Raw genomic sequence first — 19037 nt, forward strand, 5'->3', positions numbered from 1 at the left:
ATATCCGAATTCGGATATCTTTTTTATTTATGTCTAATCACTCGCATTACTTTTAACATACTGTACCATAGAGAACTATCTTTTCTATATACCAAAAATCGCGGTTCCCACTGAGGACTATATTTTTCTTTATATCTTCGTAACCCCTGAAAACGATATAAACCATTAAAATGTTCAAACACACGTCCCGCAATACGTTCTCGTAAATAAGAATAATCGAGTTGACCTACATTTGATAAGGTAGCCATACCCATGTTAAAAGCTTTATACCCTTTTTCTTTACCCCATAATAACATATGTAGATATAATCCATCCATTAGAGGTAAATCTAATTCAGGTAACCAACGAATTAAATCTACTGAAATTGCTTCGTTATAGTATGTTGGCATTAATGTACAAAAAGCAATAATCTTACCTTCTTCATTTTTCATAATTCCAATTGGCGCTTTATCTAAGTACTGTTCTGTAAATTGACCCACAGAAAAATGCATTTCAGTACGTCCATCGAGCCACTTATCACTTACTTTTCTAAGCTCTTCTATAAACGCTTTAGAAAATGGTGGTTCTATAATTTCAAATTTAATATTTAAATCATTAAATTTATTCAGTGTTGCTCTAAAACCACGTCGTTTTTTTCCAGAAGTAGTAAATTGTGTTAAATCAATAATAGCCTCTTCGCCTAATTTAAAAAATTGATTTCCAAAATTATGATACAACGGCATAAAACGATCAGATACTTGATAGAAAATGACATCATAACCTAACTTTTCAGCATAACGATAGAAATCATCCAGCAATGATTGGAATGATGCTGTATTTCCAATTGGATCTCCCAATACGACCAGCGCATTTGATTTATATCTATACATAAGAAAGGCTTGTTCACTGTCATGCATAAATACATCTTTATCACCACTATATATCAAATGACTTAAATAATTCCCTCCATATGTTTCTATAATTGATTTACATTGAGAAAATTCTTGGAATTGATGTGGGCGTTCAAAGCGACGACCAAATAACCATGCAATACCAACAATTAATAATATAACAACTACCACAGTTAACCAGAAATAGTATTTTAATAATGACGTATCCATTTCCAAGTGATATAAATCTAAAGCATATAAGGTTTCAGAAATAATGAAATGATTAATATATAAAACAATCACACTAATGACTAAGGTAAATATTAAGTTTTTTAATCTAAATGGACGTTTAAAAACTTTCGCACGTCGATAAGCTAAAATAAGTAAGATAAAAATAATGATGAGCCATGTAAGTAACATGATAGAAGCATACGTATGTAACGTTGCAAGAAATATTAAAACAAGTGAAATCATTGAATACATAATTGCTCTCTTACTTTGCTTATATATTCCCCTTACATTAACAAGTAATATTAAACATGCACTTGTATGAATAGACAACATGATATAGTAAATAAAATGATTAGCATCATATAATCCATCATAAACAATCGTCACATTATTAATAAAGAAAATAAAACTTGTTAATAGTGCAAGAATAGATAAAGCAAATGCTGGGATTTTTGAAATAATATCTTTTTGATAAGACAGTATGAATGAGGTGACATCTTTAGCAGGTACAAAATATTTAGATTCTTCAAAGTACTTACGTGCAGAATTGCCAAATTCAAACGTAGATAAAATTAAAGCAATGATAACAGGTACAAAATAATAAGCAAAACGATATAGCAGTAAGGCAATTAATATTTTTTCTTCAGGAATATCTAAGGATTTTAGTCCTAATAAAACAACTAAATCAAATGCCCCGAATCCACCTGGAATAAAACTAATCAGTCCAGAGAGTGCAGCAATAATAAAAATACCAAGTAATGTTGTAAAAGCTACATGAATATCAATAATCCATGCCGACAAGTAAAGTACAACAGCAGCGGCTATCCATTCAATACTTGAAACAAGCGTGCAATATATTCCTACCAATTTATTATGTTCAGTAACCGGTTTAACGACTGTATACACTATAAAAATAGGTAAAAATAAAGCGACTACGTACAATACCCATTTTACAAAACGTACTTTATCAAGAATATGAGAAGCATCGAAAATATGAAGTACGACTAAAATAGATAAGAAGCTTAAACCAGTTAACATTGAAACTAATATGATTGAAATAGCGTGAAGTAATCTTTTTCTATCAGAAGTATAATTTTTATAAATAAATGTTCTAAATCCTGCGCCTATAAATCCACCAAATCCAACAATAGCATTAAATGCATTAATAATATAACTCAAACGAAATACTTTGTTCAGTGGTATACTCAACTTTAAAGTTTTAACAAGAATGACATCATATAAACTTAAAAGTAGCATTGATGCGCCACCACATATAAATAAACCAATTAAAAACCATCGATTGATTTTACTAAATGCTTCTAATGTTTGTTTGAAGTTAATATGTGACAATTCATGATATAAAGTAGCAACTACTACAATAAAAAGTGTGACAGCAAATACCACTTTTAATATAGATATCAATCTATTTTTATGTTCTTCAGTCATTATTCATTATTATCCTTTACATTATATTAATATAAAATATATCATATCATATTCTAGGTATATATCTTTAGACTATTGAACTAACATAATTGTAAGATAAAAAGGAGTGGAAGAGAATTCATCGTCCTACTCTAGCAACGATGACTAGCACTATATTAAAAAGCCTAAGACAACTCATTAAGTTGTCTTAGGCTTTTTAATATAGTGATTTATTCTGGTTCTGTGTAATCTTTATGTTCTTCTTTTTTAATTTCATATTGACCTGCATCATCACCATAATATTTATTGTAACGACGTTTAAATAATAAGAAGATATGAGAAACTAATACTTTTAAAATAGCATAGCCAGGAATACCTAAAATAACTCCTACAATACCTAATAAATTACCCGCACTTAATAAAATAAAGATAATTGTTAGAGGATGAATTTTTAATGTTTTTCCCATAATATTAGGAGAAATAAAATGACCTTCAATAAATTGAACCAACGTCCACACAATAATCAATTTTAATAACATGAACGGTGAAGTAATAATCGCAATAATAATTGCCGGAGAAATTGCAATTGTTGGTCCTAAGTATGGGACTACACTCGTTACTGCAGCAATTGAAGCCAGAACTAATCCATAATCTAAACCAATAATAGAATAACCAATAAACAATAAAATACCAATACAAAATGATACGATAATTTGGCCTTGAATATATGAGCCGACCTGTACACTCATTTTTTCTAATAAATCATGATAGTCTTTTCTAAATTTAGGCGGCATAATTTTAGTTGTATAGTCTCTAAATTTAGTTCCATCTTTCAACATAAAGAATAATACAAATGGTGTAGTTGCAATCACAACACCGACATTCACAATAGCTTCTGCAAATGTTCTAATTTTAGTTCCAAATCCACTAAAATAATCTGACGTTAACGATGGAATCTTTTTAGAAGTAGAATCAAGCCATTCCTGAATTTGATTATAAAATGAAGATAAAATAGACATATGTGTCACTTTATCAATAGCTCTATTAAATTTTTCAATATATTTTGGGAAGTTACTTGCAAGTTGTTTAATTTGATCACCAATCACAGGAATTAATAAATCGATAATTAATGTTGCGCCTCCAATAATCACTAAAAAGACTATTATAATTGCTAATAATCTTGGAATATTATAACGTTCCATCAAATTAATTACTGGATTTAACAAATAATACAAAATAAGCGATAAAATAATTGGCGCTGCAATAGTATTAAAGATAATGACAAAAGGCTGAAAAACATAAGAAATTTTGTCAAAGATGAATATAGTAATACCAAGTAATACTAATGAAACTAGCGCAAATAATAAATCTTTACCACCCAAAAACTTCATAAAGCGTGTTTCAGAAAAGCTTAGCTTATTAGTTTTCTTTCCTTCATCCTTTTTGTGGTCCATTGACATATCATTTTCACCGTACCCTTTAATCTAAAATAAAATAATCTATATTATATCATACCATGTAGCTTATTCATTTTGTGTGTTATTTTGAGATTGAAAATGATAAATATGCAATGCTAAATAAACAATTTCTGAATCATCTATATCAATATCTAGATCTTTTTGAATAACTTTAGAAATCTTATATGCTGTACTATAACAATTAGGGTAATATGTTTTGACCATATTGATAAATTCATCTTGTGCATGAACGTATTCCTTTTTATTTAAACGACGAATTAGGAATTGAATATGTCTAATAAATCGTTGATATTGAACAGTTCGAGGGTTTACAGGATACCCTATGTCATTTTCGATAATTAATACACATTTACTTATCATTTTATTAATTAAAGATATTTCACTCATAGGTAAATCTTCTTTATTTGAAGCAATATGCAATGCTATAAAACCTATTTCATCATCAGGAAATGTGACGTCTAATTTCTCATTTAATCGCTGTATAACTTGTGTGGCAATATCATATGCCTCACTATATAAATGTTTAGTTTCCATTGCAAAGGGATTACTAATTATTTGATTTTGTTTTAAGCGTTTATATGCAAAAGTAATATGATCGGTTAAGGCAATGACTAGTTGTTTATCATCTTTCATATAAGTTGTACTTGTAATATAGTTAACTGATTCAATAATTGCCTGTAAGACCTCTTCATCAGCTATTTCAACTAGAGATTTGTAATATTCTTGTTGTTTTTTTTGATCTAATTTATACACTTTCTCAATAGAAGCATTATCATCTACGACCATTCCAGGCTTTTTATTAAAACCAATGCCTTTACCGATTAAAATAACTTCTTGATTACTATTGATGCATATGATGACGTTATTATTTAAAATTTTTGAAATATGATATTTGCTCATCATTATCATCCTTTTTTTACTATTAAAATTATATAGTTAAACATTATATTTGAAAAGTCATCCTTTTAAAAAACACTTCTTTCTCGCATTACTCTAAGAGATGGAGAAAAGAAGTGTTGATTTAAATTATTAATGTTTTTTAGATATTTTATCTTCGCGTCCCCAAGATTCAATACCAAATAAATTAATCTCAAGGTTTTCTGGTTTAAATACAGGTTTTAAACCGGCACGTTTTTGTTGAATATAATCTTTCATAACAGCAAATGCAATATTTGAAAGACCTATAATGGAAACAAGGTTTACAATGGCCATTAATCCCATAAATAAGTCCGCTGTACTCCATACGGTTTCAGTTTTAACAACTGCGCCTATAAATACTAATACAACAACTAAGCATCTAAAAATAAATAAAATTGCTTTATTTTTAGATAGAAATTCTATATTAGATTGTCCGTAATAGTAATTACCAACTACAGAAGAAAATGCAAATAGAGTAATCGCGACAGTTAAGAAGATACCACCTGGAGAACCAAGATGTTCATTCAATGCAGATTGTGTAACTTCTACACCTTGTGGCGCTTTTTCACCAAATTTTAAGCCTGAGTAAAGTAAAATCATAATAGCTGTTGCTGTACAAACAAGCATTGTATCGAAGAAAACACCTAAAGATTGAAGTAATCCTTGTTTTACTGGATGTGGTACAGCAGCAGTAGCAGCCGCATTGGGTGCTGAACCCATACCTGCTTCGTTAGAGAATAAGCCACGTTTTATACCTTGTAAAATCGCTGTACCTACCGCGCCACCAGCGACTTGTTCCATTCCGAACGCACTTTTAATAATTGTACCAATCATTGGAATGATTTGATCAAAATTCATTAGTAAGATAAATAAAACTATACCAACATAAACGATAGCCATTATTGGAACAATTAAAGATGACAACGTTGCAATACTACGTACACCACCGAAGATAATGATTGCTGTAATGACAGCCAAAATAATACCAGTAATGACTGGACTAATATGATATTGTGTTCTTAAAGATTCAGCAATAGTATTCGATTGAACAGTGTTAAATACAAATGCAAATGTAACAGTAATTAACACAGCAAATGTGATACCAAGCCATTTTTGATTTAAACCTTTGGTTATGTAATAAGCTGGACCTCCTCGGAAGCCACCTTCTTTATCATGAACTTTGTAAACTTGTGCAAGTGTTGCTTCTATAAATGCACTCGCAGATCCGATAAATGCGATAATCCACATCCAAAAAACTGCCCCAGGACCACCTAACACAATCGCTGTTGCTACACCAGCAATATTTCCTGTTCCAACACGGGAACCTGCACTAATAGCAAATGCTTGAAAAGGTGAAATACCTTTCTCTCCATTTTTCAGAGTTTCTGGTTTTTCAACTAATGCTCTAAACATTTCAGGTAACATTCGTAGCTGAACAAATTTAGAACTAATAGTAAAGAAGATACCTGCTGTCAATAGTAAACCTATTAAATACTGTGACCAGATTAAATCATTTCCAACTTGGACAACAGATTTAAACCAATCAGGTATTAAACTATCAAAATCTCTCAATTAAATCCCTCTCATCAAAAATTATCGTTATGATATACATTACAAGAGATTTATATTGTAGTATTAAAGGTCAAAATGTACATATTTTTCATGTTATCACTTTGATATACTTATCAACAATATAAATCTCTTGTGAGTTATAAATAGTTAAATATTAAATTAATTTTATCATCTTATGAATTACTTGAAAACAAAAATTTTAAAATCATATTAATTTATTATCATTGATTTTACATTTCCAAATTCATTTGTATCAATCACAAATGAACCATTTGTATATTGTTCAGAAAGATGAATATTAGAAATTTCACCTGTTTCAGCATGTTTATTTGAATAAAGTGTATAGTATGTTTCATCTCTGACAACATATGCAGCTACAATACGATGAGGATTTTTTTTCAATTCTTTTAAAAGTGTAATACCTCTTTGTGCGCGTTTGGCATCTTGTAATATATCTTTAGCAATACGTTTTACTGCTCCTCTTTGAGTAGCCATAATGATTGAATTATTCTTATCAACAGTATCAGTCATAATAACATAATCTTCATCTTTTAAATTGATAGATTTCACACCAGCCGCTCTTAATCCTGTATCTGAAAGTTCTTTTGTAGAATACGTTAATGACATGCCTTTATGTGTAATAACAGTAATCATTTGTTCTTGAGTTATGCGAAGTACATTTACCACTTCATCTTCATTTTTTAATTTTGTTGCAATAAGTGGCTTATTGAATCGCGTGGTTTTAAATAATGATTGATTACTCTTTTTAATCATGCCATTACGAGTTGCAATAATATAAAATGCTTTACCATCAAATGTTTTTTCGTTAAAAACATCTATAATTCTCTCATTTTCTTCTAAAGGTACAATTTGCGATACATGTTGACCTAGCTCTTTCCATCGCACATCTGCAATTTTATGAATTGGAATAAAGAGATATCTTCCTTTATTCGTAAATACTAAAGCTGTATCTTGAGTATTTACAGTTTGGTATTTGAGTAGACTATCTCCCTCTTTTAAACCTACTTCTGTCACACCACTTGCATTAAAGCTACGTGTAGACGTACGTTTTATATATCCATGTCTAGTCACACTTAAAACAACTTCTTCACTTGGTACAATAACTTCTTTATCAATTTTAATTTCTGATATTTCCGCTTCAATTGAAGATAAACGTGATGTTTTAAAACGTTTTCGAATCTCTGTAAGTTCTTTTTTAATAACGTTTAATAATGCGTCATGATTATCAAGAATATTTCGATACTCTTCTATTAATTTTTGTAATTCTTCATGTTCTTCTTCAAGTGCAACAATATCAGTATTAGTTAAACGATATAATTGAAGCATCACAATGGCTTCTGCTTGTGCTTCAGTAAAGTCAAATTCTTTTACTAAATTATCTTTTGCATCTTTTTTATTTTTAGAATGACGAATCAGCGCAATCACTTCATCTAATATAGATAAAGCTTTCATAAGACCTTCTACAATATGCATGCGCTTTTCAGCATGATTTAAATCATATTTTGTACGATTAGCTACAACTTCAATTTGATGATTTAAATAACTGTCAATAATTTCACGTAGCCCCATTAATTTTGGACGTCCATCACTAATAGCGACCATATTGAAATTATAAGTAATTTGTAAATCAGAATTTTTATATAAATAGTTTTTAATAGACTCTGAATTAACATCTTTTTTTAATTCAATAGCAATTCTTAAACCTGTACGATCCGTTTCATCACGTACTTCAATAATACCATCTACTTTTTTATCAGCACGAAGCTCATCAATACGTTTCACAAGTGAACTTTTATTCACTTCATAAGGAATTTCTGTCACAATTAATTGTTTACGTCCATTTCTTAACGCTTCTTCCTCTACTTTTGAACGAACAACAATTTTTCCTTTTCCTGTTTCATAGGCTTTCTTAATACCATCAATACCTTGAATAATACCGCCTGTTGGAAAATCAGGGCCTTTGATATATTTCATTAATTGATTTACTGAAATATTAGGATGATCAATATATTTTAATGTTGCTTGAATTACTTCACCTAAATTATGTGGAGGAATATCAGTAGCATATCCTGCCGAAATACCAGTCGAACCGTTTACTAGTAAGTTGGGAAATCTTGCCGGTAACACTATAGGTTCAAGTGTTGTGTCATCATAGTTTGGTACAAAGGACACTGTTTCCTTATTAATGTCACGAACCAACTCCTCAGAAAGTTGACTTAATTTCGCTTCTGTATAACGCATCGCAGCAGGTGGATCATTATCAATACTACCATTATTACCATGCATTTCGATTAATACATGACGCAACTTCCAATCTTGGCTTAAACGTACCATTGCATAATAAACTGAAGAATCACCATGTGGATGATATTGACCAATAACATCCCCAACTGTTTTCGCACTTTTACGGAAATTTTTATCATACGTATTGCCACTACTATACATAGCAAATAAAATTCTACGTTGTACAGGTTTTAAACCATCACGCACGTCTGGTAACGCACGTTCTTGAATAATATATTTACTATATCTTCCAAAGCGATCGCCAATAACATCTTCAAGTGATAGGTCTTGAATTATCTCACTCAATTGACTTCCTCCTCATCATATTCCTCAGTATCTAGTATTTGAACTTCTGTATTATCTAAAATACTTTGATCTTCTTGCATGCCAAATTCAACATGATTTTCAATCCATTCACGTCTTGGTGCAACTTTATCTCCCATTAATGTTGTTACACGTTTAGAAGAACGTACTTCATCATCGATTTGGACTCTAATCAACGTTCTTGTTTCAGGATTCATTGTAGTTTCCCACAATTGCTCAGGATTCATTTCACCTAAACCTTTATAGCGTTGTAAAATTAAACCTTTACCTAATTGTTTTTGAAGTTTTTCCAATTCATCATCTGTCCAAGCATATTCTACTTTTTTAGATTTTCCTTTACCTTTTTCTAATTTGTATAATGGAGGTAATGCAATAAAAACACGACCTGCTTGAACAAGAGGTCTCATATATTTGAAGAAAAATGTTAATAATAACACTTGGATATGGGCGCCATCTGTATCAGCGTCAGTCATAATAATAACTCTATTATAATTACTATCTTCTAATTTAAAATCATTACCAACACCCGCACCAATTGTATGAATAATTGTATTAATTTCTTCATTTTTGAAAATATCTTCAAGTTTTGCTTTTTCAGTATTAATCACTTTACCTCGTAAAGGTAAAATAGCCTGGAATTTTCTGTCTCTCCCAAGTTTAGCTGATCCCCCTGCTGAATCACCTTCGACAAGATATAATTCATTTTTCTCAGTATTCTTACTTTGAGCAGGCGTTAACTTTCCTGATAATAATGTATCTTTACGTTTGTTTTTCTTACCAGAACGTGCATCTTCCCGTGCCTTACGAGCCGCTTCTCTTGCCTGTTGCGCTTTAATAGCTTTCTTCACAAGTGATTTAGATAATTGCCCCTTTTCCTCTAAGTAATAAGGTAATTTTTCAGAAACAACAGAATCTACTGCACTACGCGCTTCAGATGTACCAAGCTTAGATTTAGTTTGTCCCTCAAATTGCAGTAGTTCTTCTGGAATACGTACAGAAATCACTGCTGTTAACCCTTCTCTAATATCATTACCATCTAAGTTTTTATCTTTATCTTTAAGTTCATTGATACGACGTGCATAGTCATTAAATACGCGTGTCATTGCTGTTTTAAATCCTACTTCATGAGTTCCGCCATCTTTTGTACGTACATTATTAACAAAACTTAATATACTTTCAGAATATTGATCATTATATTGAAAAGCAACATCTACTTCGATTCCATTTGCAGCACCTGTAAACGTTGTAACATCATGCAATACTTCTTTACCTTCATTGATATAACTTACAAATTCTTTAATACCTTCTTCGTAATGATAAACATCTTCACGTTCTTTTCCATCACGTAAATCTTTCAATGTAATTTTTAAGTTTTTTAATAAGAATGCAGATTCTTGTAAGCGCTCACTTAATGTATCAAAATTAAATGACGTTGTTGTCTTAAAAATACTTGAATCTGGTTTAAATGTGACTTTTGTACCTGTTTTCTTAGTTTTTCCTGCTTTCACTAAACCAGAGGTTGGAATACCACCATCTTTAAAAAATTGCTTATAAATTTGTCCATCTCGATGAATTTCAACTTCTAGCCATTCACTTAAAGCATTAACTACGGAAGCACCAACACCATGAAGTCCTCCAGAAGTTTTATATCCACCTTGTCCAAACTTACCTCCAGCATGTAACACAGTAAAAATAACTTCGACAGTAGGTTTACCAGACGCATGCATACCAGTTGGCATACCTCTCCCATTATCTTCCACTGAAATACTATTATCTTTATTGATTGTTACATCAATTTCATTACCATAACCATTTAAAACTTCATCGACGGAGTTATCGACAATTTCATATACTAAATGGTGTAATCCACGTTTATCAGTCGACCCAATATACATCCCTGGACGTTTTCTAACTGCCTCAAGTCCTTCTAATACTTGAATCGAATCATCTGAATAATGATTTGTTATTTTTGTTGCCAATGCGTTCGCCTCCTACAAACGTACGTTCGTTTTTTTAACTTTACAATAGTTATTCTTATATAAAACGCATTAAAATGCAAGTATGAGTTCTATAAGATAAACATTTAACTTAATATATAAGACGTTTTTTCAATTTTTAATCGTTGTCAGGAATACTTTGTGATAAAATATACCTACATTATATAAGGGATGTGTAAACAAATTATGATGATAGTTCTCATGTTGATTTTAAGCTATCTCATTGGAGCTATTCCAAATGGTTATGTTATAGGAAAAGTTTTTTTTAAAAAAGATATTAGAGAATTTGGAAGCGGTAATACCGGTGCCACGAATAGTTTTAGAGTTTTAGGAAAACCAGCTGGATTTATCGTTACTTTTTTAGATATATTTAAAGGATTCATTACTGTATTTTTCCCATTATGGTTCCCAGTACATGCGCATGGACCAATTAGTACATTCTTCACACATGGATTAATTGTCGGTATTTTTGCAATAATCGGTCACGTTTATCCTATTTATCTTAAATTTAAAGGGGGTAAGGCTGTAGCCACAAGTGCCGGAGTTGTATTAGGAGTTAATCCAATTTTACTTTTAATTTTAGCGGTCATATTCTTTGGAATTTTATATTTAACAAAGTATGTGTCATTATCTAGTATTATTGCGGCAATCAGCTGTGTGATAGGTTCATTAATTATTCATGATTACATATTATTTGGAATGAGTGCTTTTGTATCAATCATTTTAATATTTAGACACCGTTCTAATATTGTTAGAATTTTTAAAGGGGAAGAACCAAAAATTAAATGGATGTAAAATGGATAGTCTTGCACCAAATGTGAAGATTCATATTTAGTTCTATTAATTAAATATGATAAACGGTTCATATTTAATAGTGAGAACAATATGTTTTAATTCAAACAATTTTTGCATTATAAATATCATAATTATTAATATAAAGGATGGTTCTTACAATGAAAATCAAATTGACTGATGAAGCAGTTGAATGGTTTAAAAATGAATTAGATTTACCTGAAGAGAATAAAGTCTTACAATTTTATGTGAGGTATGGTGGAGAATTTCAACTTAAACAAGGTTTTAGCCCAGCATTTCGTGTGGAATTGAGCAATGATGTTGAGATAGGTTATCACGAAAATTATAATGATTTAATTGTTGTAGTTTCAGAAGATGACTTATGGTATTTTGAAGATCATAAAGTTCTAGTTGAAAAAGTAGACCATGAAGACGAAATTGTTTATTCTACAACTAATTAAAAAAAGACCATAAATATCTAATATTTACAGATATTTATGGTCTTATATTTATATATTCAAATCGCTACGTTGTGTGACTTCTAATTCCTTACCTTCGTTATTCAATGCTTCGACTTCACTATATACTTGATGCCATTCTGGAAAATAACGATCTAAACGAATTGGTCTGAAATCACTTGCTTTAATACATAATAGCTGAGTGGAACCTGTGGTAGCTAATTCTCCTTTTTCATTATATACTTCATAACAGTACGTTGAACGCAATCTTGAATAATGTTCTACCCATGTTTTCACTTTAACTTTTTCAGGATAAAAAATGGATTTCTTATATTGAACTTGTAAATCCACGACGGGTGAGATGATACCTTCTTTTTCCATATCTGCATAACTAAAACCTAATTTACGAATATAATCAGTACGAGCAACTTCAAACCATGTAGCATAATTCCCATGATAAATTACTCCCATTTTATCTGTTTCTTGGTATCTCGCTTCAATTTCAGTCATACTATAAATCATATTTATGTACCTCTTTCCAATTAAGTTCACTTTCAATATTAACATAAAAAGGATGATTGCTATAGAACTCCCATTTACTACTTTTATTACTGAAATAGCTCAATGACACGAATGAAGAAAAAATCCTTAGATGAGATTGCCATCTAAGGATTCAAAATACATTCAAATTTTTAAATACTTTTTCGAATAATTGTATTATTGAGCAAGTTTATTTCTTAATACCATTTGTAGAATGCCACCGTGACGATAATAGTCGATTTCAACTTGTGAATCAAAACGAACAATGACATCAAAATCAACCACTTCTCCATTTTCTTTTTTTGCATGAACTTTAATAATATCATGTGGTTGTACATCTTCGTTAATATCTACAGCAATCTCTTCTCTACCATTTAGACCAAGTGAATCAGCTGATTCTCCATCTTTAAATTGTAATGGTAATACACCCATCATAACTAAGTTAGAACGGTGAATACGTTCATAACTTTGTGCTATTACAGTTTTAACGCCCAATAAATTAGTACCTTTAGCAGCCCAGTCACGTGAAGATCCCATACCATAATCATTGCCTGCTAATACTGCTAAGCCAGTGCCATCTTCTTTATATTTCATTGCAGCATCATAAATTGGCATAATTTCATCAGTTGGCCAATATGTTGTAAAGCCACCTTCTGTACCTGGTGCTAATTGGTTTTTAATTCTAATATTCGCAAATGTACCACGCACCATAACTTCATGGTTACCACGACGAGAACCATATGAGTTAAAATCACGAATAGGCACGTCATGATTTAATAAGTATTTACCTGCTGGTGTATCTTTACCAATAGCACCTGCTGGAGAAATGTGGTCAGTTGTAACTGAGTCACCAAATTTACCCATTACACGTAAATCTTTTAATGGTTCAATGGTACCTGGTTTTTTTGATAAACCTTGGAAGAATGTTGGATTTTGAATATATGTTGAATTAGGATCGAAGTCATATAATGGAGAGTCAGTAACATCAATCTCATTCCACATTTCATTGTTGTTGTATACATTTTTATATTCTTCTTTAAATAATTCAGGTGTTACAACACTATCTACTGTATCAGCAACTTCTTTAATTGAAGGCCAAATATCATTTAAGTATACATCTTGACCATCTTTACCTTTACCAAGTGGTTCATTTTGTAAATCAATATCAACTGTACCAGCTAAAGCATACGCAACGACTAATTGAGGTGAAGCAAGATAGTTCGCTTTTACTAATGGATGGATTCGACCTTCAAAGTTACGGTTACCAGATAATACAGAAGTAACTAGTAAATCTTCTTTAGCAATAGCTTTTTCAATTTCTGACAATAGCGGTCCAGAGTTACCAATACAAGTTGTACATCCATAACCTACTAGATTAAATCCTAAATCATCAAGATATTTTTGTAATCCAGAATCACGTAAGTAACCTGTCACTACTTTTGAACCTGGTGCTAATGATGTTTTAACATATTCAGGCACTTTTAATCCTTTTTCAACTGCTTTTTTCGCAACTAAACCAGCACCTAACATAACGTAAGGATTCGATGTGTTTGTACATGAAGTAATCGCTGCAATTGCAATGTCTCCTGTTTTCATAGTTGTTTCAGAACCATCGTTAAATTGAATATTAGCTGATTTATCAAATTCGCTTTGATCCAAACCATGACCTTGGTTTCCAGCAGGAGCTGTTACAGATTTTTCGAATTCTTTTTTCATATCACTTAAGAAAATTAAATCTTGAGGACGTTTAGGACCAGATAGTGAAGCTTCAACTGTCGATAAATCTAAATGAATTACATCTGTATATTGTGGATCTTCTTTATCTGATGTAAAGAACATATTGTTTTGTTGTAAATAAGCTTTAACTAACTCAATATGCTCTTCAGAGCGGCCAGTTAATTTCATATATTTAAGTGACTCTTCATCAACGGGGAAGAAACCACATGTTGCACCATATTCAGGCGCCATGTTAGCAATAGTCGCTCGATCAGCTAATGGTAAATCGGTAACACCAGGACCGAAGAATTCTATAAATTTACCAACTACACCTTTTTTACGTAGCTCTTGAGTTACTCGTAATGCTAAGTCAGTGGCAGTTGATCCTTGAGGTAATGAATTAGTTAAGCGTACTCCAATCACTTCAGGAATTGGGAAATATGATGGTTGACCAAGCATACCTGCTTCAGCTTCAATACCACCAACACCCCAGCCTAATACACCAATACCATTTATCATAGTAGTATGTGAATCTGTACCAACAAGTGTATCTGGGAAAGCAGTTTGTTCACCGTCCACGTCTCTTACATGAACTACCTTAGCTAAATATTCTAAGTTAACTTGGTGTACGATACCTGTTGCAGGCGGTACAGCATTATAATTATTAAATGCTTTTGTAGCCCAGTTTAAAAATTGATAACGTTCATAGTTTCTTTCAAATTCTAATTTCATATTGCGTTCTAACGCACGTGGGTTTGCATAGCTATCTACTTGTACAGAGTGATCGATGACTAAATCAACCGGTACTTCTGGATTAATTTTATTAATATCTCCACCTACATCATTCATAGCTTTACGTAATGAAGCTAAGTCGACAACCGCAGGCACCCCTGTAAAATCTTGTAAGATTACGCGAGAAGGTTTGAAAGGTACTTCTCCTTCATTACCTTCTTTACCAAAATGGGCTAATGCTTTAATATGATCATCTGTAATAACAAAGTCATCTTCTTGTCTTAATACTGATTCTAGTAGAACACGAATAGAATAAGGTAACTTACTAATTTTAGTTAAACCTTGTTCTTCAAGACTTTTTAAATCATAATATGTATATGATTTACCTCGAACTTCAAATGATTTTTTTGCTTGTTCTTTAATGTTAGAAGCCATTTGATTATCCCCCTTGAATATTAAACATTCATAATTATATTCCTTTAATTAAATTGTATAATTATATGTTTTTTAAAACAACTATATATCACTAGAATTTGAGTAATTTGAATTTTGGTTTTATAATCAGTTAATATAAGAAATACTTATCATCATACATTTAAACTATAAGTATTTTTTATTAAATGAGAATTTTTTTCAATAAGCTAAATTAAATAAAAAGAAAAGTAGAATAGAAATTCATTTTGAATTTTTGGCTCCAATATCAATATATATTGGATGTGGATTTTCTTTTGAAAGTCTTTATATTTCGATCTAACCATATTAAAAAACGCCTAAGACAAATAAGTTGTCTTAGGCGTTTTTTTTTAATTATTGTTCTGCTTTCTCTGCATTACGTCGATTTTGACGTTTTTCTAATATATCAGATTCATAGTCTTTTTGTTGATATTCAATATATTCTTTTAGTCTATGTTTATTAGGCTGTAATGTTAATCCTAAGAATTTGCGTTCTTGGTTAGCATCTTTATAGAAACTAATCATCATTAGTATGACCACAAAGGAGAATGGTAATGCACTAATAATTGCAGCACTTTGTAGTGCGCCTAATGCTTCTGCACCATCTCCACCGCCTGCTAAGAGTAAGATGAAGGCAATAAGAGATTGTGCAATACCCCATGTTATTTTTACCATGTTAGATGGTTCTAATGAGCCATATGTTGTTTGCATACCTAATACAAATGTTGCTGAATCGGCTGATGTAATAAAGAATGAACCGATTAATACAAGTGCAATAAGTGATAAAACCATTCCTAAAGGTAAATGATTAAATACGCCAAAGAGTTGCGTTTCTGCTGACATCTTGAATAGTTCAGAATGTTTTTTACCCATTTCAATACCTAATACGCCAAACACACTGAACCATAAGAAACTTACTAGAGCCGGAACAAGTAATACACCTGAAATAAATTCACGAATTGAACGTCCTTTAGACACACGTGCAATAAATACACCTACGAATGGGCTCCAGCTTAACCACCAGCCCCAATAATATAGTGTCCAAGAAGACATCCATTCTCTTTTTTGAGAATTTAATGCTGCTGTATCAAAACTGTTGAATAAGAATGTATTAAACAAACTACCAATTGAACTTGTAAACATGTTCAAAATTAATACAGTCGGTCCAACAATTAAAGCAACAATCATTAATATTGTACCTAAACCAATATTGGTATTACTTAAATATTGAATTCCTTTACTTAGACCAGACCAAGCACTAATAATAAATAAAATTGTAACAACAACAATAATAATTGATTGAACCCATACATTATTTGGGATACCAAATAAGTAATTTAAACCACCGTTAATTTGTAATGCACCCATACCTAATGATACAGCTACCCCTACTACTGTAGCGAATACTGAAAGTACATCAATAATCGTACCAATAGGTCCTTCTACTTTATCTCCAAGCAATGGGCGTAATGTTCTAGAAACAAGTCCTGGTTCATCTTTTCTAAATTGAGCGTATGCTAAGGCAAGAGCTACGACACCATAAACTGCCCAAGCATGAAATCCCCAGTGGAAGAAAGTAGAACGAAGTGATTCAGTAAAGGCTTCTGTCGTTTTTGGACTAGCAGTTGGTGGTGCTGCGAAGTGTGACATAGGTTCTGCTGCACCATAGAATACTAAACCAATACCCATACCTGCACTAAATAGCATGGCAAACCATGAAATCGTATTAAACTCTGGTTTATCATCAGGTTTGCCAAGTTTTAATTTCCCAATTGGACTGAAAATTAAAAAGACACAGAAGAAAACAATAATAGTTGTAAGTATTAAATAATACCAACCAAGTTTATCAGTAATCCATCCACTTATTGAACTAGTAATTGAATCGAATTGTTCCGGTACAATTGCCCCAATTAGTACAATAATCGCTACGATAATCGCACTATAAATAAATACCGGCGAAAATTTCTTTCCTTTCTTACTTGATTCAGAAGAAGAATTCATAACTAATATAACTCCCTTCATCGTAATATTAAATTTTTTCAAAATGAAAAATACACAATTAATTATAAAAATAATTAATTAATTTTTCGGTAAACTACTTTAATATAATAACAAACATTTTAATCTTAATCAAATTTCATTAATTTTAATATTTACTAATTTATTTATGTTTTGTATGATATATTATATAAAAATAAAATAAATAGGAGATTACTATGCTAAAAGAATTTAAAGAGTTTGCATTTAAAGGAAATGTTTTAGATTTAGCAATTGCTGTAGTTATAGGAGCAGCATTTAATAAAATTGTATCATCCTTAGTAACTTATATTATCATGCCATTGATTGGTAAACTGTTCGGTTCGGTAGATTTTGCTAAAGATTGGCAACTTTGGGGCATTAAGTATGGTCTTTTCATTCAGTCAATTATTGATTTTATTATTGTTGCTTTTGCATTATTTATCTTTGTTAAGATTGCCAATACAATTATGAGAAAAGAAGAACCAGAAGAAGAAATTGATACAAATACGGTATTACTTACAGAAATTCGAGATCTTTTAAAAACAAATAAATAAATAAATAAAAAACCATTGGAATATTAATATGGACTGACCCCAATTAGTGGGAATTATATAAAAACACTTTCGTTGAATTCATATTAAAATGAATCATGCGGAGGTGTTTTTTCTATGAAATGAGTTGCTTATTCAGTAGAAACAAAGTATAGAGCTGTTGAAATGAAAGCAGCAGGATTTTCAACAAAAGAAATTATGGAAGAATTAAATATTAGAAATAGAACACAAGTGAAAACTTGGTGGCGATGGTATCGAAATGGGGAAAGTTATAGATTTTCACAACACGTTGGTAAACAATATACCTACGGTAAAGGATTAGAAGAGCTGTCAGAAGTAGAACAATTAAAATTAGAAAATAAGAGAAAAGATATAGAATTGGATATTTTAAAAAAGTACAAGGCATTGGAAAGGAAGTGGTACCAACAGTAGTCATAGATTTGGTGGATCAATTAAAAGGAAACTATTCAATCAAATTGATACTAGAAGTATTAAACATACCTAAATCAACATATTATCGATGGAAAAACAAAACCTATAAAAATGATACTGTAACACAAAAAGTCATTGAATTATGCGAAGCTAACCACTATACCTACGGTTATCGTAAGATTACAGCACTGATTAATCAATGTTATACATCACCAATTAATCATAA

General features: G+C 31.1%; 12 protein-coding genes and 1 pseudogene. 4 read left to right on the forward strand and 9 right to left on the reverse strand.

The window, feature by feature from the left end:
• Positions 1–23: 23 nt before the first annotated feature.
• The 6 genes from mprF to parE all read right to left on the reverse strand — a co-directional run bounded on the left by mprF (position 24) and on the right by parE (position 11100).
• The gene (mprF, locus tag HMPREF2953_RS06505) at positions 24–2546 is read right to left on the reverse strand and encodes a bifunctional lysylphosphatidylglycerol flippase/synthetase MprF (protein ID WP_070672413.1); all 2523 of its coding nucleotides are present in this window, start codon (positions 2544–2546) and stop codon (positions 24–26) included.
• Positions 2547–2755: 209 nt separating this feature from the next.
• On the reverse strand, positions 2756–3985 hold the full coding sequence (locus tag HMPREF2953_RS06510; protein ID WP_049336319.1) for an AI-2E family transporter: 1230 nt from the start codon (positions 3983–3985) through the stop codon (positions 2756–2758).
• Positions 3986–4048: 63 nt separating this feature from the next.
• A complete protein-coding gene (gene glcT, locus HMPREF2953_RS06515) occupies positions 4049–4903 on the reverse strand; it encodes a glucose PTS transporter transcription antiterminator GlcT (protein WP_049336322.1) in 855 nt (284 codons plus the stop codon).
• Between the two features lie 129 nt (positions 4904–5032).
• Positions 5033–6493: a glutamine transporter AlsT gene (locus HMPREF2953_RS06520; protein WP_049336324.1), complete on the reverse strand. Its 1461-nt coding sequence runs from the start codon at positions 6491–6493 to the stop codon at positions 5033–5035.
• 210 nt (positions 6494–6703) lie between these two features.
• On the reverse strand, positions 6704–9103 hold the full coding sequence (gene parC, locus HMPREF2953_RS06525; protein ID WP_070672416.1) for a DNA topoisomerase IV subunit A: 2400 nt from the start codon (positions 9101–9103) through the stop codon (positions 6704–6706).
• Positions 9100–11100, reverse strand: a complete 2001-nt coding sequence (parE, locus tag HMPREF2953_RS06530) for a DNA topoisomerase IV subunit B (RefSeq protein ID WP_070672420.1) — start codon at positions 11098–11100, stop codon at positions 9100–9102. The genes parC and parE overlap by 4 nt, the downstream gene beginning before the upstream one ends.
• A gap of 204 nt (positions 11101–11304) precedes the next feature.
• Between parE and plsY the strand changes: the two genes are divergently transcribed.
• Together plsY and HMPREF2953_RS06540 are read left to right on the forward strand one after the other, a co-directional pair.
• Positions 11305–11913 carry a glycerol-3-phosphate 1-O-acyltransferase PlsY gene (gene plsY / locus HMPREF2953_RS06535; protein WP_070672422.1) on the forward strand — a complete coding sequence of 203 codons (609 nt, stop codon included), beginning with the start codon at positions 11305–11307 and terminating at the stop codon, positions 11911–11913.
• Positions 11914–12071: 158 nt separating this feature from the next.
• Positions 12072–12371, forward strand: a complete 300-nt coding sequence (locus tag HMPREF2953_RS06540) for a HesB/YadR/YfhF family protein (protein ID WP_069723831.1) — start codon at positions 12072–12074, stop codon at positions 12369–12371.
• A gap of 48 nt (positions 12372–12419) precedes the next feature.
• On the opposite strand, the gene menI is transcribed toward HMPREF2953_RS06540, so the two are convergent.
• From menI to HMPREF2953_RS06555, 3 genes are all read right to left on the reverse strand, one after another.
• On the reverse strand, positions 12420–12890 hold the full coding sequence (gene menI / locus HMPREF2953_RS06545; protein ID WP_017174672.1) for a 1,4-dihydroxy-2-naphthoyl-CoA hydrolase MenI: 471 nt from the start codon (positions 12888–12890) through the stop codon (positions 12420–12422).
• Positions 12891–13085: 195 nt separating this feature from the next.
• The gene (gene acnA / locus HMPREF2953_RS06550) at positions 13086–15791 is read right to left on the reverse strand and encodes an aconitate hydratase AcnA (protein WP_070672425.1); all 2706 of its coding nucleotides are present in this window, start codon (positions 15789–15791) and stop codon (positions 13086–13088) included.
• Between the two features lie 372 nt (positions 15792–16163).
• Positions 16164–17810, reverse strand: coding sequence for a glycine betaine uptake BCCT transporter (locus tag HMPREF2953_RS06555; protein ID WP_070672427.1), 1647 nt, complete (start codon positions 17808–17810; stop codon positions 16164–16166).
• A 215-nt stretch (positions 17811–18025) separates the two neighbouring features.
• Between HMPREF2953_RS06555 and mscL the strand changes: the two genes are divergently transcribed.
• Positions 18026–18382: a large conductance mechanosensitive channel protein MscL gene (gene mscL, locus HMPREF2953_RS06560; protein ID WP_002455375.1), complete on the forward strand. Its 357-nt coding sequence runs from the start codon at positions 18026–18028 to the stop codon at positions 18380–18382.
• 162 nt (positions 18383–18544) lie between these two features.
• Positions 18545–19037: pseudogene (locus HMPREF2953_RS11050) on the forward strand (helix-turn-helix domain-containing protein); the annotation flags it as partial.

The organism is Staphylococcus sp. HMSC072E01 (genome assembly GCF_001814125.1).
GTDB classification, from domain to species: domain Bacteria; phylum Bacillota; class Bacilli; order Staphylococcales; family Staphylococcaceae; genus Staphylococcus; species Staphylococcus hominis.